The sequence below is a fragment of the Variovorax sp. 05T418 genome (assembly GCF_056396385.1).
In genome coordinates, this window is the sequence record NZ_JBFTLJ010000005.1 from 152042 (window position 1) to 176795 (window position 24754).

A 24754-nucleotide genomic window follows, 5' to 3' on the forward strand; every position below is an offset into this window, starting at 1 on the left:
GTTGATATCAACGAAGTTATGCAACGTCCATGCTTCCGGTCGCGCGGTCTCGCCGATATCCGGAACTACAACGCTTTCCGATTCTCTTTCTTCACCGCCTTGACTGATTGGTGTCCGGGACGGAGACGGTAGTCCCGGTTTCATCTTCGATCCAGCCACGCCATGTGCCGCGACCCCACGAGGCTTTGACTTCGTACTGGATCACGTACCTTTGGCCCGGAAGCGCCACGAATTTCAGGGAGGTGTGGTCGGCCCGGAACTGCGGGTGCGTCCTGAGGCCGACGACCACCGCGTGCTCACCGGGCGAAAGCTCCCACCGGACTACCGGGCGGAGAACATGTGGGACCTGTTCCCCATCGATCGAAGCCAAATAGGTAGCGGCGCGTGGCCCTGACTTGACGATGGCGAGGCTGGACAATGGTTGCGTCTCCGTACCAGGAAGACGATACGGTGCGGCAGCGCAGCCCGCGAGCATCGCGGCGGTCAATGCGAGAGTCACCACGGCCTTGAAGTTTTTATCCACGCTGAATTCTTTCTCTTGCTTCATGACTGATCGCTCTTGATCAATCTCGGGTCGAGGTTTGCCGCGGCACCTTTCCCCAGTTCGACAGGTTTCAATTGCGCGCTGTGACGCCAGCTCGAAACATCGGTCCGATTCCGCACGCGTGCCTGCTTCCTTCGCTCGGCGCTCTGCCGCCGCCTCGACTTGAAACCCCACGAGCCACTTCATGAGCAACATCGGAACGACAGGAGGCCGATAAGTGCACCGAGCAATGTCGATCGCCACCTGCGAGTGCCCGAAGCCCGGCCACCGGAGACCTCGGCTGTCTCGATTGCGTGGGAATACCACACCTGCGATTCACCGCCATGGACGCGCCGGCGCTTCTGATTTTCGACGGGTGCTTGCACAGTACGACCAGCCATCAAAGCCCCGATTCCCATGGCATGGTTTCATCCGTACCGCTGGCTCCGCAATACGCCCAAGGCTCGGAACGTTCGTCACCGTCATAGCGTGAACCGAACCGAACGTTGTACAGCGCCAGCGGTGACTGGGGAGATGGCCTGCGCAGGAGCCGACCTAGCCAACCTTGGGGCACTGGTGTCTCGGCACTGAACATGCCCAGCATGACCTCGAGTTCGCGTCGCCACTCGGGTCCAGTCACAACCATGGTCCCGATCTGATGGGTGTCGAGATGAACGTATTCAAAGCCACTGTCCCGCAACACCTAGAGAAACTGATCACGCCAGCGCGACTGGAGCACCGGAAAGTGTTTGCTCAGAAACAACAACGCGATCCGAGTAATGCGGCAGCAGCCTCTGTCCGTTTGTAGGGCCAGACATCGGTAGGCTCCTGAGAATGCGCGTCGTCCTCAATATCCCGTGCATCGAACAGCCCAAGCCACAGAATCGGAAGATGGTACTTGGAGAGCAGATACGGAGAGTCGTTTGACAGCGTCCCTCGCCCGGGTCGCCCCCTCACGCCTGAGAAGTAGAGTTCCGAATAGCTGCCCATGTTTGGCTTCAAAACGAGTCGACTGGCATCGCGATCAAAAGGATCTCAAAAGCTCGCGTTGAGGTTGAAACCGAAGGTGGTCTTGGCCGTGCGATACCCCTCAGGCTTGCGGATCGGCGCCCCCATGAAGAAGTCGTAGCTGAGCTTGCTCCACTGCCCCCGCACCCCGAGGACCGCGCCAGCCAGGCTGCGGCCCAGCAGGTCCGCGGTCGAGCGCCCGCCGATATGCCCGTAGTCGGCACCGACATACAGTTCCGCCCCGCTCTGACCCATGGCCCAGCCGATGTCGTTGCGGATCAGCCAGCCGCGCTCGCCCATCAGACTGGTCTCGCCATCGAAGCCGCGCACCGTGTAGCGCCCGCCGATGGCGAAGCGGTCCTGCGGCAGCAGCGGCGTGCGGTTCCACTGCGCGCGCACCAGGCCCGAGTAGCGCAGCTTCTCTTCGCCCAGCTTGAATGGCGCGTTCAGGCTCACCTCGGCCGTGTAGAGCTTCAGGCGTGACGTGCCTTCCAGGAACGGGCTGGCGCCATTGCCGAATGCAATCTCTTCTGCTGCGGGCCTGGCGCCAAAGCCACCGGTGCCACGCTTGTAGGCCAGCGTGCCGTCGAGCGTGGCCTCGCCGATGAACTCCCGATGGTTCAGGCTGAATTCCCAGCCACCGACCACGCGATGCTGATCCGGCAGTTCCGTGTCCTCGATGACGTTGCGCGATTCGCGCCGGAACCCCTTGAGGGCGACCGTGGTCTTGCGACTCTGGTCGCGGTAGACCAGGCGCGAGAGCTTGACCTCGGCGTTGTTGGACTTGCCGGCGTAGCTGATGGGGCCGTTGAAACCCGCCACGCTTTGGTGGTACTGGCTGTTCGAAGCGGTCAAGCCCAGCATCCAGTACCCGTACGGCAGCGAATAGTGCACCGTCTGGCCTTCGGTGCCGTAGCTCGGCTCCGAGAGGAAATGGTTGTTGATACTGTGGTTGGCGCTCAGGTAGAACAGGTCGTTCAGACCGAACGGGTTGTCCAGCGACAGCGTGGCCCCCGCCTGGTAGCGGCCGGTGGCCTCGGTGCCGCTGTCGTCCAGGCTCAGGGTGAGGCGCCACTTTTTGGCCTGCACGTACTTGACCACCAGGTCGCTGTCGCCCGGCTTGGCATCGGGTGCGGTGGAGGGCTCGATCTGGATGTCGGCCTCGGCCGTGGGGGCGCGCTTGAGGTTCTCCAGCCCTTGCTCGATGTCGCGCAGGTTCAGCAGGTCGCCCGGGCGGGCGGGAATGGCCGCGCCCAGCAAAGCGGAACTGCCCAGCAGCGTCGAGGAAGAATCCGGCGTGGTCCGGATGGCCGCGATGCGCCCGGGCACCAGGGACAAGGTCAAGGTGCCGGTGGACAGGTCCTGCGGCGCAGCGAGCACGCGCGTGGTGACAAAGCCGCGGGCGATGGCCGCCTGCTGGGCGCGGGCCAGGACCACGTTCACGCCGGCCGTGCCCAGGCACCGGCCGAGAGGCGAATCGTTGCCTTCAGGACCCGAAAGGTCAGAAACAGCCCACTGGAATGATGCGGACTGCTCGCCGACCAGCAGCACGCGGTCGATGCGAAAGCACGGGGCTTCGGATTCAGGGATGCGCTGAGTAGGCGCGGGCGGCGCGGCTCGCAGCCGCTGGTCGACCGTGCGCTCGTTCTGCTCGCGCAGCGCGCGTTCGCGTTCCTGCTGACGTTGCTGCTCGACGAAGGGTTGCGGGGTGCTGGAGACCTGGGCTTGAGCCAACAAGGGGCCGCCCAGCAGCATACCAGCCAATATGGTACGTAAGTTCGTTTTCAACTTCTCTCCCTCTATCGCTTTATTCGAACTGTTGCACATCTGAATTTCATCTGCTGTCCGGTCTTGGATCCACAATGATTCAGGCGCACTCGGTGGGCTATTTTTTAACCAATGCGCTTATGCACACGTCCGCACAACGTCGAGACGAAAGGATCGCCACTGTCCCTTGGTGATGTTCATAACCCTTTTTTTGCAGTCCAGCCACGTTCAACCCCGGGTGCCGGGGAAAACGGGTCGGAAACTACAACGACTGCTCATGGATCCCTGCAGATCACGTCCCTTTCTTTTCATCGGAATTCTGCATACTCTCCGCCTGAACCTCCGCCGGAGTTGCAAGTCGGGCACTCACCGCTCCGCCGATCCAATTAATTATTTTCCCGTGAGATTGCGATTTTCCACAGACAGAGCAAATCCAAAAAATTCCTCCTAGATAGGCCTCAGCATAGAGCGGAGTAGACCCACAACTCGCGCAAGGTGTTGTGCTTTTTACGGCGAGAAGGGCCTCTAGCGCGTCACGCAATCGACGCGCAGCCGTTTCCTGGGGATGCTGCTTGGGAAGCGATAACGTAAGTGCGCGAATACTTGGCAACTCATCCGGAGTGCAGACCTCAGTAGGCCCAATGTATTCGCCACAATTGAGAGAGACGAAGGATTCCAAGTGATAATCCGTCTCGCTCAGCAGCCCCTTGTGTCTAACACACCAATCAGAACAAATTTCGAATAGATCGATTTTATTTGGCCCTGCAACGGAAATTTTCGAAGTCAATTCACGCCATGCCGAGAAGATGTTCATGATCAATAACCTCTTACGGGGAAGGCTGTAATCAGATTGCCAGCGCGGTCAGTAAATATACGCATAACACTAGTAGGGATTCCGCCCTCCGAAAGACTCGTAAGGCCGATATTTCTTCCTGTATCTACGACGCGCAAGAAGGTGCCATCGCCCAACGCTGTGACAGGTGACTTCACAACGCTTGATTCTTGCAAAAGGCCACGCAGCTCATCAGAAGTGATAGTAAAGGCCGATCTGTTGTTTGCCAGTTGAACACCGATATGCTGTTCCACCACGTGCTCAAAACCTGCGCTGACCGGTTGGCCGGTCCCACGAAGAGGCGTAGTCTGTGTCCGCCCATTTGCGACGTTAATTCGCGATGACACTCGTCCGGGGACCTGTGCGACAGCAGGAATTCCTTGCTCCAGCGCGAACCTCGCTTCAGCTTCGGCCACGGCGGCAACGCGCATCTCTTGCACAGCTCTGTAAGCGGTCGATCCCAAGGGAACGGCTGCAGCCAAACCACTGAAAAATCGCTCGACGTTTGACAGCTCTCGCCCGGAGAGGCTCTCACCTGTCGCCGCCATGTACAAACCAGTCGCTGTGCCATAAACAGGCAACAGCAGTTGCAAGGACTCGCTAAGGCGAACTGCTTGATCGGTAGTGAGCGCAGAATTCCGATCGATCGCGATTAGGTTGGCGGCTGTTTCGAGCTGAAACAGTTGCCGGTCAATGCGCTGAAAATCCGCTTGCGTGCAGTTTGGGCCGCAATCGTTCAATAACCTGGCATTTTCCTGTGAGACTGTTCGTCGCACACCTGCAAACGGACTGTGGCTCACATAGTTCTGAGCGGTATTGAACGATGCTGTTGCACCCGCGACACCGCCGGTCGCCGATCCCAGGGCCAAGCCTGCTACCTGTGTCAACGCCACCCGGACCGTGTCCGGCAAGCCCATGTCCGCAATCATTTCCCCGATTTCCGGGAGCGCCGTTGCGCTCAGCGTTGAGCCCGCAGCACCTGACAGATTGCCGGTCAGAAGACCGATGGCCGCATGAAGTGCGACACGGTATGCGCCTCCCTCATCCCATTTCCGTGCTTCCTCTTCGTTGCTTCCTTGTCGTGCGAGGACAGCCTGCCGATCCGCGTATGTTGCCGCGGCTGTCGTCGCCTCGCGACCAAAAGCAGCGGTGATCTGAATTTGCGCTTGCACATCTCGCATCGCCCGCGTTCTGTCGGTCATCTGCAGCGCATTGGTGCTGTCTACGCCGGTACGCACCGACGCATTGCCTGCGACGCCCGAGATGCCGCTTCGCGTGATGCTGGACTCATTGATATCGTTGCTGCCAATGCCAGCCCCTCCCGAGCCCATTCCCGCGGTGCTTGTGCTGGCGCTGATGCTGTAACCACTGCCTTTGAAGGTGTCGTGGTTGACCAGGTCTGCCATCGTCAGGCTGCTGGTCGAGAAGCTGTTCTTGCTTCCGTTCACGGCAACATCCGTACTGCTGATCACCCCACCCACGAGATTGGTGTTGCCCCCCACGTTGACACCAAAGCCGCCGTCCCCAGCCAAGAACCCGCTTTGCTGTGTGGCACTCGCAAAATTGCCATCCCCGCGCGTGTTGTGGGCATAGACGCTTACGCTGCTGTCGCCGTAGCAGATCCAAGCGCAAATGGTCGAGTTAAAGCCGCCCCCGCTGTTCTGGCTGTGATATGTGCTGGTGTCCTGAAGGGTCTCGACATGAAGGTTCCCGCTCACATCGGCGTTGATACGTTCGCCGGCAACCGTGGCACCCCGAAGGGTGGTGTCACCGCCGCTGGTGATATTGACCTGCCGACCTGCATTGATCGTAGTGCTCGTCCATGCGCCATCTGTGCCGTTATCTCGGCCGCTCTGGCTTCCAGCGGCCACCTCGATCGTGAAGCCATTGCTTTGCCCGAAGCCGTAGCCGACACCGACGCTTGCATTGCTGCTGCGGCTGGTAGAGCTCTGCTCGTGGGTGTTCGCCGCCGCCTCGAGCGTGACGTTGTTGTCTGCCGCGAGATTGACGTTCTTGCCGGCATTGATCTCGCTACCGCGTATGAGAATGTTGGAATCCCGCCCGCCGCCAGTGGCGGTGATGGTGACGTTGCCTCCGGCCTGCACCCGGGAGCCGGCGGACGTGTTGCTGCTTTGGGTGCTGGTGGTCTCGCTTGAACTACTGCCCACCATCAGCGTGGCACCCATGCTGACGGCGCCGGTTCCTGTGTTCGTAGCCGCAGCCTTGGAGACGTCCTGATATGCTGAATAGCCACTGAGACCCATGCTCGCAGCACCCAACGCTTTCATGCGATCGTCCTTGGTGTCGCCAATGGCCTCCGAGGTTTCCTCGATGTTTCGCAACAGGTCAATCAAGGGTGCCTTGATACCCAGCGTGATACCGCCCTGGGAGAAGCTCTGCGTGCTTTCGCTGCGGCTCGTCTCACGCGCCTCGACGATCTGGACATCGCGCGCCCGGATATCGATGTCCCCACCAGGCGCGATCACATCACTGCCCACTTGGCTGTAGCGGTTGCCGGCGTTGATGACGACGTTCCCCCCGATGGCCCCCACGGTGCTGCCCACGGCCGTACTTTCTTCACGGTTTCTGGTGCTGCGCGTGTCCTGGTGACCCCAGGTCCAGCCGGAGTTCGCATCGAACATGCCACTCTGCGATTCCTCGCGGACATACTGGCTGTCCCGCGTTTGCGTCGCGGCTTCGATGGCGATGTTGTTGTCAGCCCAGAGTTCAGTGCCTTTGTCGCTCACCACATTCGACCCACGGACACGGATGTTATTGCCCGCATCCAGCACGACGGTCTTGCCGCCCAGGCTGCTGCCGATGACGCCGGTCGAACCAAAGGTGCCCTGCTCCATGCTGCGGTCGCTGCCCCAGAAGCCGCTCTCCTCGGTGCGGCGCCCCGCATTGAGGGCCGAGGTCGACTGTCCCGCATCGATGGTGATGTCGCGCTTGGCGGCGACTTCCAGTGCGCCATCCGCACTGTTGACGGTGGCCGCGCGCACGCTGACGTCGCGCTGCGCATGCAAACTGATGTCGCCGCTGGTCTCGATGCGGGTGCCGACTTCCCGCGTGCTGGCCTCGGCGCGGTAGTTGCCGGCGTCCCGAACCGTGGTGTCCTGCCTTGCCGTCGTGACGGTGCCCAGGTTGATGTCGCGGCCTGCGCCGATCTCGGTCGTGCCTTCCTTGCCGCTGTTGGCGACGAGGGCACCGATCAGGTTGACGTCGCGGCCGGCCGACGCCACCAGCACGCCCTTGGGGTCGCTCACGTAGAGACCCGCCACCCGGTCAACGATGGTGGCGCCGCGCAGGCTCACGGCCCCGGGCGTGAGGTCCAGGGCCAACCCGCTGCTGCTGGTCGTGGTGCGCACGTTGATGTCTCGCCCGGCCTCGATCTTGAGCTGGCTGGCCGCGTCGATCGTGCCGCCGATGTTGTTCAGGTCGGTCCGGGCCTTGAGGTCGAGGCTGTCGCCGGAGATGCGGCCGTTCAGGTTCTGGATGTTCTCCGCCGTGATGCTGACGGTCCTTCGCCCCGCGACCGTGCCGCTGTTGACCAGATCGCCGTCGAGCTTGATGTTGACTTCCTTGCTGGCCAGCAAGGCGCCCGAGCCGTCGATGTCGCCGTTCCTCACGCGCACATAAACCTGCGGCACCAGCACGCGCTGGCTGCTGCCGTCGGGCAGCGTGACGGCCTGCTCCACCAGCCAGACGATGTCGCTGGTCAACTGCGCCATCTGGGCGTCGCTGAGCGCGATGCCCGGCCGCAGGCCGTACTGCCGTGCGAAGGTGAGTCCGGCATCCATCAGCGCGGTGTACTGGGCCTCGTCGCTGTCGTAGCCATCCAGGTAGCGGTAGCCGGTCAGCTGGGCCACCTGCTCGCGGATCAGGCGCTGCTCGTAGTAGCCGTCACCCAGGCGCTTGAGCGTGTTGTTCGGGTCTTGCCCCAGGTTGTTCAGCAGGTAGTCGCTGCTGAGCCAGTTGTGCCGGTTCGCAAAGCGCGGATCGGTCTCGATCAGGTAATGACTCGAAGTTTCCGGATGCGTGCGGAACAGGCTGGCAGTGGGCACCGTCAGGCCCGGCAAGGTCGTGCGCACGACCTGTGTCGTTTCCGAAGTGGCCGCCAGGTTGACCTCGATGATCGGGTGAACAACGGGGCCTGCTGCGCCGCCCGAGGCCGCACCTGGTCCATTCACCGGCGTGCCGGTCCCGCCGGCCACGCCTGTGGGACCGCCGGCATTGACGCCGCTCGCGCCGGGTACGCCCTGGTTGGTATGGCCCGGGGTCAAGATGCCGGTGGATCCGCCGCTACCGACCACCGAGACATTGCCCTCCTGCCGTGCCGCCGCCAGGGTCACGGTGATGGGCACGCTGGTGTTGTAAGGCGAGATCTGCTCGCCGTCGCCCAGGCCCGCCTGGAACAGCTGCACCCCGGTGCGCGTCTGCGCTCCGGAGACCTCGACATTGTTGTTCTCGATCTTCCCGCCGGTGACGGTCAACGCTCCCCCGGCCAGGATCTGGCTCATGTCGTTGGTGCCGCTGCCTACCGCAATGTCCATCTTGCCGCCTGCGATGATCCGGCCGGGCGACGACGTCTGCAGCACAGGCGTGGTGGTCGATTCGGTATAGACCCAGGCGTAGTAGGAGCGCGCGTAGTTGTCGTAGACATCGCGGATGAAGGCTTCGGTCGCGGCGTCGAGGCGCTGGTGGGCGTCGAGGTAGGCAGCGCGTTGCGCATCGTCGGCCGGCGTGTCCGTCGCCGGCGGCGTCACGCCAAAGGCCGCCCAGATCGGATCGGTGCGGGCGTACCAGGCACCGGGCTCGGTGTACGTCTCGGTCTGATCGATGTTGATCTGCCGCGTGCCCGTGAGATCGCGGCTGTTGCGCGGCGGGTTCGCGTAATAGGTGCCATAGCGGGACAGCGGATAGCTGGCCGAGGGCACCAGGATGCCCGAGAACTGGCCGGAGGTGGGCCCTGCAGCGTGGCTGACGAAGCTGGGCCACAGATACCCCATCAGGTGCTCGAAGTCGACCGAGGGGCCCTGGACCGTCACGAAGACCAGCTGGCTCGGGTCGTAGCGCGTCGAGCTGCCGGGCAGTGCATATTCGGTGTGCTGCTTCCCATCGGAGGTGGTCTGGGTCGTCCAGGTCACGCCGCCGTTGGTGTTGTTCAGGACATTCGCCTTGATGTCCATGTCCTGCACGGCCTCGATGGTCGCCGCGTGGTTGTTCAATACGCTGGCGGCCCCGCTGGCCTTGCCGTCGACCAGTTCGCCGCCGACGTAGAGATTTCCGGCGCTGAGGATCAGGGCGCCGTCGCGGTTGTTGATGGTCCCGGCGCCGATGTCCAGGCGCTCGCGCGCGGCGATGGTGCCGGCCGATGCGACGCCATTGACCGTTTCGGCGCCGTTGTTGAGCGTGCCAGCGCCGATCGCCACCCAGTCGCCATAGATGCGGCCGGTGCCCACGTTGTTCAGCGTGCCGGCATTGATGCGCGTGAGGCCGCCGTCGATCACGCCGCGGTTGGTCAGCGTGCCGCTGGCGTTCAGCGTGGTGGTCTTGCCCTGGATGTCGCCGGTGGCCGTGTTGTTGATGTCCCTGGCAGAGAGCGTCAGGTCGTTGCCCGCGGCCAGCCGGCCGGCGTTGGTGATGTTGCCGGTCGTCGAAACCGTCAGGTTGTGGTTGGCGACGGTCTCGCTGCCCGCCGCGAAGGTGATGTCCTGGGTGACCGCCAGGCTCATGTCGCCGAGCGACAGCAGCTTGCCGTCCCAAGTGACCGAGCCCGCGTCGAGGACGACGTTCTTGCCGCCGACCAGGGTGCCGCCGGTGTTGACCACCGACAGGGTCTTGGCCGCGGCGGGGTTCTGGAGGGTGAGCGTGTCGCCGGCGGAGACCAGGCCCGCGCTGTTGTCGATCGTTCCGCTGCTGCTCAGGGTGGTGTTCTGGTCGGCACGGATCGCGCCCGAGGCATTGGCGATGGACTGGGCCGTGATGTCGACGTTCTGGCCTTCGATGCCCTGCTCCGTCCCCTGGGTGCCGGTGTTGACGACGCTGCCGGCGTGGAGCGTGGTGGTCGCCATCGAGCGGATCAGGCCACCGGTGTTGGTCAGCGTCCAGGCGTTGACGCCGAGGTTGCCGACCGCCAGCGTCTGGCCGCCGGTGTTGTCGTAGGCAGCGCCATGGGTGTCGAGCGTGACCGTGGACTGTCCGAGCACCTGGCCGCCGCCCGTGTTCGTGAAGGCCTGGGTGCTGGCGTCCAGTGCGTTCTTCGCGCCGATGAAGCCGGCGGTGTTGTCCAGATCGCCCACGTTCCTCAGCGTCAGCGTGTCCGCGCTCGTGATGCCGCCCGGCGCGTCTTCGGGTTTGGAACGATAGCCCTCGGCGTTGCTGTTGGTCAGTGCCTGGCCATTCGTATCGATGGTCATGGCGCCGCCGGACTGGATCAGGCCCGTATCGTTGTTCAGCGCGCCCGAATTCACATTGACGGTGGTGATCGCTGCCAGCGTGCCCTTCGCGCTGTTGTCCAGTGCCTGGCCCCGCGTGTCGACCGAGAGGCTGTTGCCGAAGACCTGGCCGCCGGCGTTGTTGAGGCCGCCGTTCAGCAGCGTGCTCGTGGCCCCGGCTTGCAAGGTGCCGCCCTTGTTCGTCGTCATGCCGGCCGTGGTGACGCTGAGATTGCCATTGACGGCAGCCACCGTCCCGCCGGTGTTGTCCAGCGTGCCGGCCACGAGTGTGTTGTGGCCGTTGGCCGCCAGCGTGCCGCCCACGTTGGTCGCGGCGCCGCCGATGGTGGCGGTCAGGTCGCCGACAGCGGTGGTGCTGCCGGCGTCGTTGTTGAGGCTGCCGGCGGCAATGGTGGTGTTCCCACCCGCGCCGATCACGCCCTTGTGGCTGTTGTCGAGCAGGCCGCCCACGGTCAGGGCGAGGCCGGAGGTCTCGGCGGCACGGACGGTGCCGCCCTGATTGGTCAGGCTGCCGGCCGCGACGGTCGTGTCGCCGTTGCTGGCCAGCGTGCCACCGCTGTTGTCCAGCGCGCCCACCACGGTGATGCGCGTGGCATCGGTGCCGGCCTGCACGATCTGGGCGCCGGCGCGATTGCCGAGCGAACCGGCGTCGATGCTGATCTGTTGGGCGCCGATCGTGGCCTTGGTGCCGTCCTGGTTGAAGGCGCCCGACATGGCGATCGCCAGTGCGCCGTTGGCCGTGATCTGTCCATCGGTGCCGCTGTAGCTGCCGCCCGCGATGGCGAGCGTGCCGGTGCCAGCATGCTCGATCTTGCCGCCGGCGTTGGTGATGGTCGCACCACCTAGGCTCAGGTCCTGACCGTTGCTCGCGATACGGCCACCATCGTTATTCAAGGTGCCCGCGACGGCCACGGTGGTGACGCCGGTGCCGGCCTGCACGACCTCCCCGCCGTTGGTGTTGGCGAGGTTCGAGACACTGAGCTGCAACTGCCCCGCGTTGAGATGGCCTGCCTCGTTCACGAGCGACTGCGCCGCATTGCTGTTGGCCGTCACGCTCAAGGTGCCGGGTGTCACAACTGAGGCCTGGCTGGTGGTCACGTTGCCTTGCGTGGCCGTGAGCGCGATGTTCGCGGCGCTGGTCTGGCTCGCCGAGAGATCGACGCTCGCGCCCTGCAGCGTCGCTTGGCCGGCCGCCAGCGTGGTGCCGTGGGCCGCCAGCGCACCGGTGGCGGTGACCACCAGGTCGCCTGCCGCGCCAAGGGTTCCGTCGCCCTGAATGCCCGCGCCGAGCACGCCGGTGCTGCTGCCTTGCACGGTGCCAGCAGTGACCGTCGCGTGGCGCCCGGCCGTGATGCTGCCGTCGTTGCTCAACGTGCCGCCGACCGCCACGGTCGCATCGTTCGCGCCGCGCAGGCTGGCGCCGTCGGCGTTCAGCAGCGAACCTGCCTGCACGCCCAGGTCGGTGGCGGCGCCGATGCTGCCGCCGCTGCCGTTCTGCAACTGGTTGGCCACGGCCAGCTGCACGCCGGCCTGGGCCGACTGGATGCTGCCCTGCGTGTTGTCCAGGCTGCCGGCGCCGAGCGTGACGCCCTGGTTCGCCGCCAGCTTGCCGGCAGTGTTGTTGACTGCGCCCGCCACGTTGGCCGTCAGCGCGCCCGCCGACGAGATGGTGCCGCGCGTGTTGTCGGCCTGGCCGCCCACCGCCAGCGTGGCATCGGTGGTGCTGGTGAGCGTGCCGCCGACGTTGACGAGGTCGCCGGTGGTGGCGATGTTCAGGCTGCCGGCATTCAGCGTGCCGCCGGTGTTGTCGAAGCGATCGACGTTGGCGCTGAAGCCGTTGCTGACGTTGAGCGTGCCGCCGTGGTTGTCGAAGCTCGGCTGGCTCACGGCCATGCTCGCGACGCTCAGGGTGCCGCCGTTGTTGTCGATGTGGGCGCTTTGCAGGCTGATGGGGCCGCCCGCGTAGATCTTGCCGCCGTCGTTGCGCAGGGTGCCGGCCGCGGTGACGGTGCCGGGCGATGGCGGCACATACGGTGCCGGTGCGATGGTGCCGCCGGCGCCGGCGCCGGTGTCGGTGCCTGCGGTCGGGGTGCCGGGGTTGGCCGTTMCGCCCGTTCCGGTTCCTGTGCCGCCCGTGCCGCCGCCGGTGCCGGTGCCCGGTGTGGACGGCGCAGCCGCCACAGGCTCCAGCCCGATGACGCCGCCGCTGGTGTTGCTCAAGGCCGGCGCGCTCAGCCCGAGGCCGGCGCTGCTGGTTTGGCGGAGGGTGCCGCCGCGGTTGTCGATGTCGCCCGCGGTGCTGGCGAGCTCCAGCCGCGCGCCTTCGAGCGTGCCGCCCGTGCCGTTCAGTGCATTGGCCAGGTCACCCTGCGTGGTGATCTTGAGGTTGCCGCCACTGCTGATGCGGCCGCTGTTGGCGAGGGCCGAGGCCGCGAGGTTCGCATCGGCGGTGGCCTGGAGCGTGCCGATGTTCTCCAGGCGCCCGGCGCTGGTGACCACCAGTTGGCCCGCGCCCATCAGCGCGGTGGCGCCCGGCGCGGCCTGAATGGTGCCGGCGTTGCGCACGCCCAGGCCGGCCTCGGTGCCGATGAGGGTGATCTTGCCGGCGTACATGCCGCCGAGCGCGGCCACGTCCAGGGCAAAGGTGGGGGCCGTGCCGGTGCCCGTGGTGGGCGTGACCTGGCTGTGGTCGGCGCTGACCGTGTTGGCGCCGGTCACCACCTTCAATTCGCTGGCCCAGATGCCGGCGTTGGCCTGCACGGCGCGCGCGAGGATGGCGGCGTAGTCGGTCTTGCTGGCGTCCAGGCCCGCCCCGTCGATGGTGATGGTGCCGCCGCGCACCAGGAAGCTGTCCAGGCCGCCCACGGCATTGAATTGCGGCGTGCCGGTGGTCAGCGTGGCCCGGCTCGCATTGATGAAGCCGCCGCCGTCGACGCTGATGCCCGCGGGGTTGGCGATGATCACTTCGGCTCGCGTGCCGCCCACCTCGATGTAGCCCCGCAGCTGGCTCGGGCTGCCGCCGTTGACTTCGTTGAGGATGATGCGTGCGGGCCCGGTCGCAAGAAACGGATTGCCCTGGACGATCCCGCCGAGCTGGGTCTGCACGTTCGTGCGGCTGTTGTTGAGGATGGCGCCGTTGGGCGCCACGTTGAACTGGTTGAAGACGTTGCGCGAGACGCCGGCCGCGCTGGGCGTCTGGATGTTGACGAGCGGCACGCCGTTGGGCGCCATCAGCACCGTGGGGCGCAGGTTGGCCGGAACATTGGGCGCGCCGGCGATCTGGGCTTGCACCGGTGGCGCCCACAGCATGCCCGCGAGCGCCGCACCCACGAGCATCGGCGCAAAGGCGGCCGCGCCGGCGCCGGCCGCGCTTGCCACGGTGGTTGCCTTGGACGAGCCCTTGCCTGTGCTCTTCGCCGTCTCCTGGACCACCATGCGCAGGCCGCGCCTGGCGTTGAAGACGATGCGATGCAAATGGCGATTCATGTTCTGGTGCTCCCTCTGGATTGGCCGCCGGGCATCGTTATTTCTGTGACAGGATGCTTCGGCGGGCCGATTATGGGAGGGCGGCATCCTCGTTCGCGCGGTACTTATTCACGAATCGGACATACTTGAAAACTGACGTCCGGGGATGTAAGGCGCAGGCATTACACCGGGGCCATTTATGTTGGACCAGCACAACGATCGATTGCGATACATGGCGCCGCAGAAGAGGCTGTGTGCGAATTCCTCGCCGCCAAGGCCCTGGCGCATGGCGCAACGCCCATCGGTCCTGTCGCGACGTGAGGTGCTCGAGGGTCCCCATTGCGCGAGTACCTGGACGCACTCGATGCCAACAATCCGGTGACCGAGGATGCAGGTGAAGAGGTGCACGACACAGCGGCTGCATCGCGGAACATCTCTCCGACCGACCCGGCTGCGCAGTGGACCGCAGCACCAGGTGGTCCGGCGTTCTACACTTGCTCAAGCAACTACCTGATCGATCTGTCGGCGGGAATCATCTTGGACCTCGAAGCAACGCCGGCACCGCACGCCTGAGGTCGACTCCACCCGGGCGATGATTGATCGCGTCGAGAAGCGCTTCGACATCAGGCCGCGGCGACTCGTCGGCGACACCGCGTACGGCGCCGCCCCGCTGCTGGCCTGGACGGTCGAAGACAAGCAGATCGAACCTCATGTCCCTGTGTGGGACAAGACAGTCCGCAAGGACGGAAGTCTGTCGATCGGCAAGTTCCAGTGGCAGCCGAGCGCAATGAATATGTTTGCCCTGAAGGCCGCGCGGACGACCGGCGGCAGTTCACGACGCCGCGCACTCGCAACCAAGGCCGACGCCGTTATCTATCGCGCGAGCCAGGCAGACTGCGTCGCCTGTGGAATAAAGGATCGCTGCTGCCCGAGGACACCGTTCCGAAAGATCGCCCGCAGCATCCATGAGAGCGCCCGCGAGGTGGCACGGTCCATCGCGCAGACACCGCAGTACAGACGGTCGCGCAGGGAGCGCCAGAAGGTGGAGATGCCGTTCGCGCACCTCGACCGCATCATGAAGCAGGGTCGCTCCGGCTTCACGGGCTCAGTGGTGCGCAGGACGAGTTCTTGATGGCTGCCGCAGCCCAGAACCTCAAGGAATAGACCGGCTCGCCAAAGTTCAAACCGGCGAGGTCCGCCCCCAAGTGGGACCGGCTGCCATGGCCAAAGGAAGCGACGGGTCAATCGGCCCGAGGGATCAATCCTCTTCGAAGAGCAAGCGATGTACTGGCAAACTATCGCACGAACCGAAGAAAGTGCTTACCGCCGCGCCCGCTGAACGTATAGGTTGAATCCACAATGACAGAACAGAATGATGAGCCCGAGGGGCCCGCACCCATTCCGACAAGTCCCGCTCGATCGATGCGTGTGTGCTTTCAGCCCTCTCGGGACACCTCGCGTAGAGCCTTTGTGGGCAGCCTCTTGCTCCTCGCAGCCTATGCGATGGCATCGACCATTCTTTTTCTGTATGTCCTTTCCAAGGCGCACGGGGCGTGGTTCTTCGCCGCTGTATTGGGACAGCTGGTGCTGCATTTCTATATGACGACAGAAATTCTGAACAGCCGCGACGAAGTTGAGCGCCTGGTCGGCTACACGCTGCTGCGGCAGGAGGGCCTGGTGCGGTTCTGCGGCTATGCGCCTGGTCGGCGTCGGCTGCGAACACTCGGCGCGCCGATCCGGTCGATCGACGAAGTGGACGCAGCGCTTCATGTCCGTTTGTATGACGGCAGCCAGGTTCAACTTACCAAGCTGAGCCTGGAAGCTCAGCGCTTGTTCAAGCGCGTCTTCGAATCCATGAACGCCGGAGCGGGTGCCGAAGCGCTGAGAACGCAGTACGCGGGCCTCGTGCCCGGGCCGCTCGTCACCTTGGAATACAAGGAGGCACCGCAGTTGCCGAAGTGGCAATATTGGGCAACAACAGCCGCACTGGTCTCCGCTGTCGCTATGGGATGGAAGCTGCATGCGTTGCTGCTCCGGTGACGGGCGCGCGAGCGGGATCGGATTTCACTTTTGCCGGGAGTCATCTTGAAGGCGAAGCCGGGATCGAGATTCTTGCTCTCGAGCTTCCCATGCCAGTTGTCCATGTACCACCGCGCGTTGCGCACCACCGACACTCGCCCACCTCGCCGTCGAAGCTGTCGTGCGCATGCCCATATACCCGCGGCACCGGCAACTGGAAGAGAGTTCGGCCGGCATCTCGCGAATGAAGCCGCCGGACGACCAGTCCTCGGCGAACCGCAGCGCCAGTGAATGGCGATGCGGCGCGTGGTGGGGCATCACCACCGTGGGCCGTCGAACGGCTCCGCGAGTTCGCAACGCAGCCAGGCGCGCGGAGAACTTCGTGTCCGCGATTCCGGCAACGACGGGCCATGCCGGCAGGCGCATAGGGGCGGTTTTATCTTCGAAAGCAACAACCTCTGGGTGCCGCCGCAAAATCGTGGCCGCAAAAGCGGCGCTGTCGAAATCACTGACGGTGATCGTGCGGAGGACCTTGGCTTCGTGATCGCCATGTTCCGAGCAGAAGAAGTCCGGCACTCTGCTGCCCGCGTGCTTCTCGCGCACAGTCGCATCGTCGAAGGCCATATTTTTCTGCGCTCCAGGCTCTCGGGCCCAAGGGTTCGAGGTTTGCGGATATTGCGATGCCGCCGGTTCAGTCGGATGGCCCGAAACCCCGGCGTTGCGGCCAGTTCTTCCACCACATAGGCGCCATTGAGATCGTTTCGGCGGGTCTGGTCATCAAGACCGAGGCGTTTCAAGGCTTGTCCGATCTCCTCCATGACTCCAAGGGTCGGAGATCGGTAATCCAAGATGCTTCGATGCGGGGCTGCGCGGAGTACATCCGGGCCCGCGAAGCCACAAGAGCGCCTCGCTCTGCTCAGTTCATTCCCCCGATGGCCACCCCAAACTGCTCCACTTATGGCCGGTCAAACTGCTCCAGGCAGGACGGTCGGATTATGACGATTCGGGCGTGATGGCGATGCGCGCGGCGGCCTCCTTCAGGCGGTAGCTTTTGCCCTCGAACTCCAGCATTGCGCAGCGGTGCATGAGCCGGTCCAGGATGGTGGTGGCCATGGTGGCGTCGGCGAGGTACTTTCCCCAGTCCTGCACCACCCGGTTGGAGGTGATGACGATGGCGCGACGCAACTTGTAGCGCTGGTGCACGATGGCCTGCAAGAGTTCGGCGCTCACGTCGGCAATGCGCCGGGCCAGGAACAGGTCATCAAGGACCAACAGGTCCGGCTCGATCCAGCCCTTGAGCTGTTCGGCCTGCTGCGCCGTGCTGGCCAGCCCATATCGGGCGAACTCGGTGTCGGCCTCCACGTAGCGCACGTCATAGCCGGCCAACGTGGCCTGGTAGGCCACCGCCTTGGCCACATGGCTCTTGCCGGTGCCGGGCTTGCCGACGATCAATGCGTTGGCCCCCTCGCCGATGAACTTCAGGGTGTGCAGCTCGAAGCAGGCGTTGCGCGGCAGCTTGGGATTGAAGCGCCAGTCGAAGTCCGCCAGCGTCAGGCGTTCGGCCAGGCCTGAGCGCTTGAAGCGGCGCTCCATCAATCGCGAGCGGCGCCGGTCGAGTTCGTCTTGCAGCATGGCGGCCAACGTCTCCAGGAAGGGCTGCTGGGCGGCCTGGGCCTGCATCACGCGGGTGGACAGCGTGTCGGCGATGCCGGACAGGCGCAGCTCGCGCAGGGCGCGTTCGATCTCGGTCATGTTCATGGCTGGGCGATCTCAGTGGTGGGGGTGGGAGAGGTTGTGTCGCCCGAGGTGGCGGTGGCGGCGTGGGCGAACAGATCGCCGTATTCGTCGGCGCTGCGGATGAGCGCGTGCTGCTGGGTGAGCGTTGACGCCGACTGTGTCGGCGTGCCGGCCTGCAGGGCGGCCAGGGCGTCGGCCACCAGCCGCTCGGTGAGCGCCTTGACGTGGCGGTAGCTGTGCACGCCTTGCTCCATGGCGCCCGCACAGGCCGCGTCGATAAAGTGGTTCGGGTAGCGCTTGGCCAGGTTGACGATGCCCCACAGCTTGCGCTGGCCCACGCGCCCCTCGATGGCGAACAGCATCTGGCACAGCCGCGAGGCCTGCGCCCCGATGGCTCGGGCCTGGGCCAGGATGTAGCGCGTCTCGCGCGAGGGGTTGAACACCCGCTCGGCCATGGGCAGCACCACGCTGCCGGGGCGATCGACCCGCTCGTGGGTGCGCAGCAAGGCTTGCGTGCGCAGCTCACGGATCTCGATGCGCCGCTCGAACAGCCGCACCAGCACCTTGGAGCCAATCGGGGCCGGACGAGCGGCGTAGCTGCTGTGGTCGATGCGCACGCAGCTGTCGTCGCAGACCGTGCGCTGCACCTCGGTGAAGTACTGCATGCGCGTGGCCGGCAGCGGCTGCAGGTGGGCGCGCTCCTCCTCGAACATGGCCTGCACCTGACGCCGCTCGGCGCCGTGGATGCGCGAGGCGGCCCACCTGGACTCCCAGTGTTCCAGGAAGGCGTTCTGCTCTTCGATGGTCTCAAAGCGCCGGCCCTTGAGCGCGGTGGCCTGGGTGTGTTGGATCGCGTTCTCCACCGTCCCCTTGCGATTCGGATCCCGGACCCGGGCCGGGTCGGCCACCACCTCGTAATGAGCGAGTGTGGCCGCGTAGACCGGATTGAGCGCGGGCTCGTACAGGTCGGGCTTCAAGACGCCTTCCTTGAGGTTGTCGAGGACGACGTAGTGGGTGGACCCGCCGAAGTAGGCCCAGGCCTGCTCGTGCAACTCAGCCCAGACTTGCTGGCTGGATTTCCAGACCACGCGGCGGAAGCTACGCCGCGAGTAGCGCAGCGTGGCCACGAACAGGCGGGGTTTGCGCCAGCGCTCGGTGCCCGGCATCCGCGTGGGGGCGCCTTCACCGTAGTCGACCTGCATCTCCTCGCCGGGCGCAAAGCTCAGACGATCAAACTGCTCGGGCTCCTTGTGGCGAAGCTGGGCGCAGAACCGTTTGACCGAGTTGTAGGCGCCGTCAAAGCCGTGCAGGTCGACCAGGTCCTGGTAGATGGCGGTGGCGTTGCGGCCCAGGCGCAACTGGGCGTCGATGAAGGCGCGGTGGGGTTCGCACTTGGAGGTGGCCAGCGGCGGCGCTACCGGCCCGGAAGTCGGTGGCCAGGGTGGAGCAGTTTGACTGGGAGGGTCGGTGGCCACCCCGGGGCAGTTTGCCGGATCGGCGGCGAAGCGCTGCTGGTAGGTCCGGATGGTGTGGCGCGAAATGCCGGTGATGCGTTCGATCTCGCGCTGGGTGGCGCCGCCCTTGAGCAGCGTCCAGATGGTGGTTTGCAGATGTGGCTTCAAGACGTTCACTCCGTTGTTCCCTCGCTCAGAGGGGGTGGAAATTAACGTCCTGCCTGTCGGGCTTCGCGGTGCCCGACGCACCGTGTTCAATGCGTCAGATCACCGTGGCCAGGGTGGAGCAGTTTGGGTGGCCATAAGTGGGGCACTTTGGGTGGCCGCCGGGGGTTCATTCGGCGCGTGTGCGTGACGGGCAAATTCGAATAACCGTCCGGATCATCGATCCACCGCTGAATCGCTGCACGCGGCCATCCGCAGGCGCGCCCTCCCAGGTGCACGGGAGGCGGGAACTTGCCGTCGGCGATCCTTCGGTACACGGTCGTGCGGCTCAGGGCGGTGATCCGGATCACATCGGGCATGCGAAAGAATGCAGGACCGGCCGCGGGCTGAAAATCAACATCGCCGCGGTTGGCATCGGGTTCGATATGCATGACAAATCCTCGAAATGGAGCCCGACCTTCAAGGCGGCTTCGTTTGGAGATATGTGCCTTTCCTTGGAGAGCCCGGACAGAACCAAACGCCGTGCACAGGGCAACGCAGCAGCGCCGGCCCATCACACGACACCAGCAAGCGCCTACCCTCCCCATCCCGGGACGGTGTCCTCCGCAGGATTTCGGCGAGCGTGCAATCAAGCCAGCAGGCGGTCAACTGACAGTTCTGACAGGTCTGTGGGAACGTCCGATGGGCTGCGCCCAAAGCCGATGGCAATGGCTTGGTGTCTCAATTGCTATGCCCTGCTCCAGGCGAGCCAAGCTGGCGCGGCGCCATCGGCATGTCCTGTTCTTCGTCCCGACCGAAGGGCAAGTAATCGATCTCGTCGACCACGAGCAGCTTCGGGTCAAGAACCGCCCGGTTGAAGTATTCCCTCAGTCGGTTCTGTGCCTCGGCCGCCGTCAGCTGCATCATCAGATCGGCCGCCGTATTGAAGCGTGCCTTGGGCCACGCCATGACGGGGCACTGGCACAGCGCCAGCGCGATGTACGTCTTGCCCACGCCGCCGGGCCCGAGCATCACCACGCTACGCTCTCGACACGCTCGACGAAGGCCAGGTGGCCCCACATGATGATCTGCGCCTTGGGTGCTCCGCGTCATCCGGCCAAGGTCGACGCCGCACGCGCGCCTCTTCTCCGCGCTCTGGCGAGAGATGCCGCACGGCCACTCACCGGACATGCGGCTGGGGCGGACTGGCGGGCGCGTGCTCGGGCGCATGGCTCTTCTCGGCCTCTCTCCAGCGGTCGGCGATCCACTGCGCATCGGTCTGCACCGCGGGCATGCGCGCAGTGAAGCGATCCACCTCGGCTGCCAGATTGGCCTCGCCGTGTCTTCGAAGCGCATCCGCTGTGGTGCGCCAATCTGCGACCACCGCCCGCCGGGTATTTCGCATCTGCTCTTGTCCGTCAGCCGCGGCGCCCCGCCCCGACCTCAGAGCCTGGAGCAGGTTCTCCAGCTTCGCGCGCATGAAGGTCGAGGTCTTCGGCTGTCGATGCCCGGTCCGGTCGCTGGGCGACAGTTGGCCGAATGCCCGAAGCGCGCGCAGCCGATGATGGATCGCATCCCTGTAGGGCTTGCGGGTCTGCCCTCGCACCTGTCGCGGTGTGGCATTGGCCGCCACACCCTGCTCGCGCATCAGTGCGGCGAACTGCTCGCGCCATTGCCGCAATGTCTCCTTGCGGGTGTAGAGGCGCTGGCCAGGCTCGAACTCGTGCTCGCACTTGACCACTAGGTGCACATGCGGGTGCGGCTGATCGGTGTGCAGCACCATGGCGTAGCGATATTGGAGCGCGAAGTTCTCGCGCGCAAAGACGCGGGCGGCAGCCCGTACCTTGTCCGGCGACGTGCCGGCGGGCATGGACAGAACGATGTTGTGGACCAACTTCGCACGCGTGTCTTTCTGCCCCGGAGCGGGTTTCGGCTTGTGCTGGCTTCGGCAGAGCTCCAGCTGCCAGTCGGCCGTGATCTCCTTGGGAGCACCCCGGCCCTGCGGCATCAGCCCCTCGTCGGTTTCGATCGGCAGCTTGCCATGCCGGCCGATGTAGCGCAGATGGGCCTCGACGCCGCCGACATCCCGGCCGCCGCCGGAGACCTTCACCATCACCTCGGGCGTGCGCCCCACGGTGCGCTGGATCTGCGCGATCTGGTCGGCGCCGAGGCGCAGCGTGCCGCCCGGTCCACGCCGACCGTAGCTCACGATGTCCAGGGTCATGTCGCGCGGCGCATCGGCCGCGCCGGGGCTGCTTCGGCTTGCGCGCATCCTCTGTTCAGGCATGGGCCCTCCCGCCGCCGGTCTCCCAGCTGATGAGGTTGCGGCGCACGATGGCGGCCGTGGCTTCGCGTGCCACCTCGACTTCCTGACGGACCGACGCGATCGTTTCGCCGAGGTCCGACGCCACCGGCCCGGGCAGCGTGTTCGGCATGCCGAACATTCGAAGCTGCCGCCCCAACGCGGCGAGCCGGGCGGCGGTCACCTTGATCTGGTCCAGTTCGTTCGGCGGCAGCACGGCCGCGATACGCACATGGTTGTGGATCAGCAGGGCGAGGTAGCTGGCGGTCTTCATTCCACGGGCATGGGCGCGACGCGCCGCCAGCGCGCGATCGCCTTGGCGAAGTCGCAGCGTGATGCGGTCCGCCGCGCCGGGGCGGTTTTCCGATTCGTCTGGAAATCGCTGTGCACCCGAGCCCGGCGAGATGTCGCCGTGAGTCTTGAGGACCTCGTCGACCATCTTCGCGAGCAGGCTCGACGCACTGAGATGATGACGGGCGGCCAGCGCGGCGAAGCGCACCCTCGTCTCGGGCGGCACCCGGGTGGCGATCACGCGGCTCGATCGAGAGGTCTTGGTCATTGCAACGCCGTCGCTGTTAACAATGTCTGACGGCAGTCTATCCTGCCCTCATAGCCGCACAAGGACTTTGCCCTCGGAATTCCAGCGTCGAGCTCACCTCGCCGTTTCGCCGATTCCGGAGCGTTGCCGTCGATCGACAGCGCGAAGACCACCATCAATGTTCGGCATGCCGAACATTACGGAAGTAGACGGAACGATCCCGCCCTCATAGCCGCACAAGGAGGTTGCCCTCGGATTCCAGCGTCGAGCTCACCTCGCCGTTTCGCGGCTCCGGAGCGTTGCCGTCGATCAACAGCTCGAAGACCACCATCAATGTTCGGCATGCCGAACATGACGGAGGTAGACGGAACGATCCCGCCCTCATTGCCGCACAAGGACGTTGCCCTCGCCATTCCAGCGTCGAGCTCACCTCGCCATTTCGCCGCTTCCGGAGCGTTGCGGTCAATCGCAGTTCGGAGCCCTCCATCAATGTTCGGCATGCCGAACATTACGGAGGTAGACGGAACGATCCCGCCCTCATAGCCGCACGAGGACTTTGCCCTCGAAGTTTCGACGTCGTCCTGCGACTGCCGCGTCCAGACTACCGAAACCGACATCCGCCCCATTCGCACAGCGAGCCCACGACCGCTGCATGAATTTCCTCACGGCGCCATCAAGCAGAAGACCTCCGCTGTTGCGACCGTTTGAGACTTTCTGGGTGTTCGGCATGCCGAACATCCAGAAATAGAGCCGAACACAGAGGTGAATTCGGCACGCAGCGAATTCGCGGGGGAAGCATCGAATGGGCATCCGCGTCGCCCCGCTGCGCGGCAGCGTCGCCAAGAGCAGTCTACTCTCGCAGCGTGAACACCACTGACAGGTAAGAGACCGGCTGGGTCTGAATGGCCTCGATCCCATGCAGTGCGGTTGCATCGAACAGCAGCGAATCCCCTGCCCTCACCTCCGCAGTCCTGCCGCCATAGCGGTAGCGGACCTCCCCGGACAAGAAGTACAGGAACTTGAGGCCTGGATGCTGGAAGGTCACATAGGGATCGGCGCCGGGCAGCAGCGTGACCAGGTAGGGCTCGACGAACAGGTTGCCCGACAGCAGGTGGCCCAGCAGCTCGTAGCGGTAGTCCGCCACCGCGCCGATGCGATCGACCAGGACACCATGTCCTGCGCGCACATGGCAGAAGTCCGTGCGCCGCGCCTGGTCCCCGAAGAACCGCGACGCCGGCACCCCGAGACCATTCGCGAGACGCTCCAGGGTCTCCACCGAAGGCGAGACCAGACCGCGCTCGATGCGCGAGAGCATCGAGGCAGAAATCCCCGAGGTCTTGGCCAGTTCGCCGCCAGACACCTCGGCCGCCATGCGCAGTGCCCTCACCTGCGTCCCAATGCGTACCGCGGACAGGCTGCGCACGACCGGCGCCGGCTGCCGCGGCCGGACACGCGTCACCGACGCTGGCAGGCGCAACGGCCGAACCGTTGGCAGAGGCGAAGCAAGCTCTCTATGGGCCATCTTGAATCTCGCACATGAGAATGGTCAGTGAGCACCTTGTGCAAAGCATTCGGGGACGAGTGCGACACGCAATAACTCGTCATATACTTTGTAGCTCTATGCCATTCTATATGTGGCAATCGGGCGGTGCCAAGCCGCCGCGTTCCTCCTGTTCCGCCACCCAACTTTCCGCGCGCCTTTCGGACTGCGCGGGTCGCGGTAGGCATTCCGCAGGAGGCCTTCGACACCGTCTCATCTCGGACTTACGTCAGCATTCTTGAGAGAGGCGTGAATGTTCCCACGCTCACGAAGATCGATGCTCTGGTTCGGGTTCTGGGCCTGCACCCGTTGACTGTGCTCACGCTCGCCTACGCAAGTTCGCCGTCGTCCGAAGAAATCGGCAAACTCCAGGAACTGGTGGCAGGAGAAATCGCGAGCCTCGGGTTGTCGGCGTTCTCTCCGAACTCGTTACCCAGAGGCAAGACTCGCCGCACCAAATAGGAAGTTTGGGCATGCGTGTCAAGCAGATCGAAGATCTTCCCATGGCCACCAGCGCTGAGCTGTACCAACTCAGCTGGGTCATCGAGCAACTCATGGCCGACCCCAGGCGCATCGTGCAGGCGCGCTCGCAGTTGCACATGGGCCAACTGGTGAAGTACTGGGACTGGGGCACCGGCAAGCTGCGTGAGGCTCGCATCGCGGCGATGAAAGACCGGCAGGTCACGCTGCTCGACGAACAAAGCAAACAGCGCTTCAGCGTGCTGTACGCGGCCGTCGTGCCTGTCGATGATCAGCAGGCAGGCACGTCATCCTCACCGGCGCATGCCGCGCCGCTGAGGCCGCCGCCGGAGATCCACCACAAGCAGGACTTCCGCGTCGGCCAGCGTGTGAGCTTCACCGACCAAGGCCTGAAGCGGCATGTCGGAGAAATCGTTCGGATCAACCAGCGCACGGCCACGGTTCACTGACGGACGCTCGTGGCGAGTCGCCTTCGCTCTGCTCCAGC

The 24754-nt window shown here is 64.7% G+C and carries 14 protein-coding genes and 2 pseudogenes; 4 read left to right on the forward strand and 12 right to left on the reverse strand.

The features are described from left to right. Window positions 1–91 precede the first annotated feature (91 nt). The 4 genes from AC1DMS_RS12820 to AC1DMS_RS12835 all read right to left on the reverse strand — a co-directional run bounded on the left by AC1DMS_RS12820 (window position 92) and on the right by AC1DMS_RS12835 (window position 14074). On the reverse strand, window positions 92–547 hold the full coding sequence (locus AC1DMS_RS12820; RefSeq protein ID WP_027730873.1) for a hypothetical protein: 456 nt from the start codon (window positions 545–547) through the stop codon (window positions 92–94). A 1011-nt stretch (window positions 548–1558) separates the two neighbouring features. After that, on the reverse strand, window positions 1559–3286 hold the full coding sequence (locus AC1DMS_RS12825) for a ShlB/FhaC/HecB family hemolysin secretion/activation protein (protein WP_049808436.1): 1728 nt from the start codon (window positions 3284–3286) through the stop codon (window positions 1559–1561). A gap of 304 nt (window positions 3287–3590) precedes the next feature. Then, entirely contained in the window at window positions 3591–4112 is a 522-nt protein-coding gene (locus tag AC1DMS_RS12830; protein ID WP_412510900.1) for a hypothetical protein, read from the reverse strand. Between the two features lie 2 nt (window positions 4113–4114). Next, entirely contained in the window at window positions 4115–14074 is a 9960-nt protein-coding gene (locus AC1DMS_RS12835; protein ID WP_478181100.1) for a two-partner secretion domain-containing protein, read from the reverse strand. A 318-nt stretch (window positions 14075–14392) separates the two neighbouring features. Between AC1DMS_RS12835 and AC1DMS_RS12840 the strand changes: the two are divergent. Then, window positions 14393–15217 (forward strand): annotated as a pseudogene (locus AC1DMS_RS12840) (transposase); the annotation flags it as partial. Window positions 15218–15556: 339 nt separating this feature from the next. Next, the gene (locus AC1DMS_RS12845) at window positions 15557–16093 is read left to right on the forward strand and encodes a hypothetical protein (protein WP_412510898.1); all 537 of its coding nucleotides are present in this window, start codon (window positions 15557–15559) and stop codon (window positions 16091–16093) included. A 24-nt stretch (window positions 16094–16117) separates the two neighbouring features. Here AC1DMS_RS12845 and AC1DMS_RS12850 read toward each other — a convergent pair whose 3' ends face one another. From AC1DMS_RS12850 to AC1DMS_RS12885, 8 genes and pseudogenes are all read right to left on the reverse strand, one after another. After that, window positions 16118–16696, reverse strand: a complete 579-nt coding sequence (locus tag AC1DMS_RS12850) for a hypothetical protein (RefSeq protein ID WP_412510897.1) — start codon at window positions 16694–16696, stop codon at window positions 16118–16120. A 369-nt stretch (window positions 16697–17065) separates the two neighbouring features. Next, window positions 17066–17830 (reverse strand): IS21-like element helper ATPase IstB, encoded by a 765-nt coding sequence (istB, locus tag AC1DMS_RS12855; RefSeq protein WP_012745835.1) that lies wholly within the window; start codon window positions 17828–17830, stop codon window positions 17066–17068. Continuing rightward, entirely contained in the window at window positions 17827–19440 is a 1614-nt protein-coding gene (gene istA, locus AC1DMS_RS12860; RefSeq protein WP_478181101.1) for an IS21 family transposase, read from the reverse strand. Before istA ends, istB begins: the two co-directional genes overlap by 4 nt. Window positions 19441–19517: 77 nt before the next feature. Continuing rightward, window positions 19518–19859 carry a helix-turn-helix transcriptional regulator gene (locus AC1DMS_RS12865; protein WP_478181102.1) on the reverse strand — a complete coding sequence of 114 codons (342 nt, stop codon included), beginning with the start codon at window positions 19857–19859 and terminating at the stop codon, window positions 19518–19520. Between the two features lie 352 nt (window positions 19860–20211). After that, a pseudogene (locus AC1DMS_RS12870) lies at window positions 20212–20513 on the reverse strand (ATP-binding protein); the annotation flags it as partial. Window positions 20514–20587: 74 nt separating this feature from the next. Then, entirely contained in the window at window positions 20588–21679 is a 1092-nt protein-coding gene (locus tag AC1DMS_RS12875; RefSeq protein ID WP_412512139.1) for a relaxase/mobilization nuclease domain-containing protein, read from the reverse strand. A 7-nt stretch (window positions 21680–21686) separates the two neighbouring features. After that, entirely contained in the window at window positions 21687–22268 is a 582-nt protein-coding gene (locus tag AC1DMS_RS12880) for a hypothetical protein (RefSeq protein ID WP_412510895.1), read from the reverse strand. Window positions 22269–23097: 829 nt separating this feature from the next. Further along, entirely contained in the window at window positions 23098–23670 is a 573-nt protein-coding gene (locus tag AC1DMS_RS12885; protein WP_436287692.1) for a helix-turn-helix domain-containing protein, read from the reverse strand. A gap of 366 nt (window positions 23671–24036) precedes the next feature. On the opposite strand from AC1DMS_RS12885, the gene AC1DMS_RS12890 reads away from it, so the two are divergent. After that, window positions 24037–24249, forward strand: coding sequence for a hypothetical protein (locus AC1DMS_RS12890; protein WP_412510893.1), 213 nt, complete (start codon window positions 24037–24039; stop codon window positions 24247–24249). A gap of 11 nt (window positions 24250–24260) precedes the next feature. Next, on the forward strand, window positions 24261–24716 hold the full coding sequence (locus AC1DMS_RS12895; RefSeq protein WP_319432144.1) for a hypothetical protein: 456 nt from the start codon (window positions 24261–24263) through the stop codon (window positions 24714–24716). Window positions 24717–24754 lie beyond the last annotated feature (38 nt).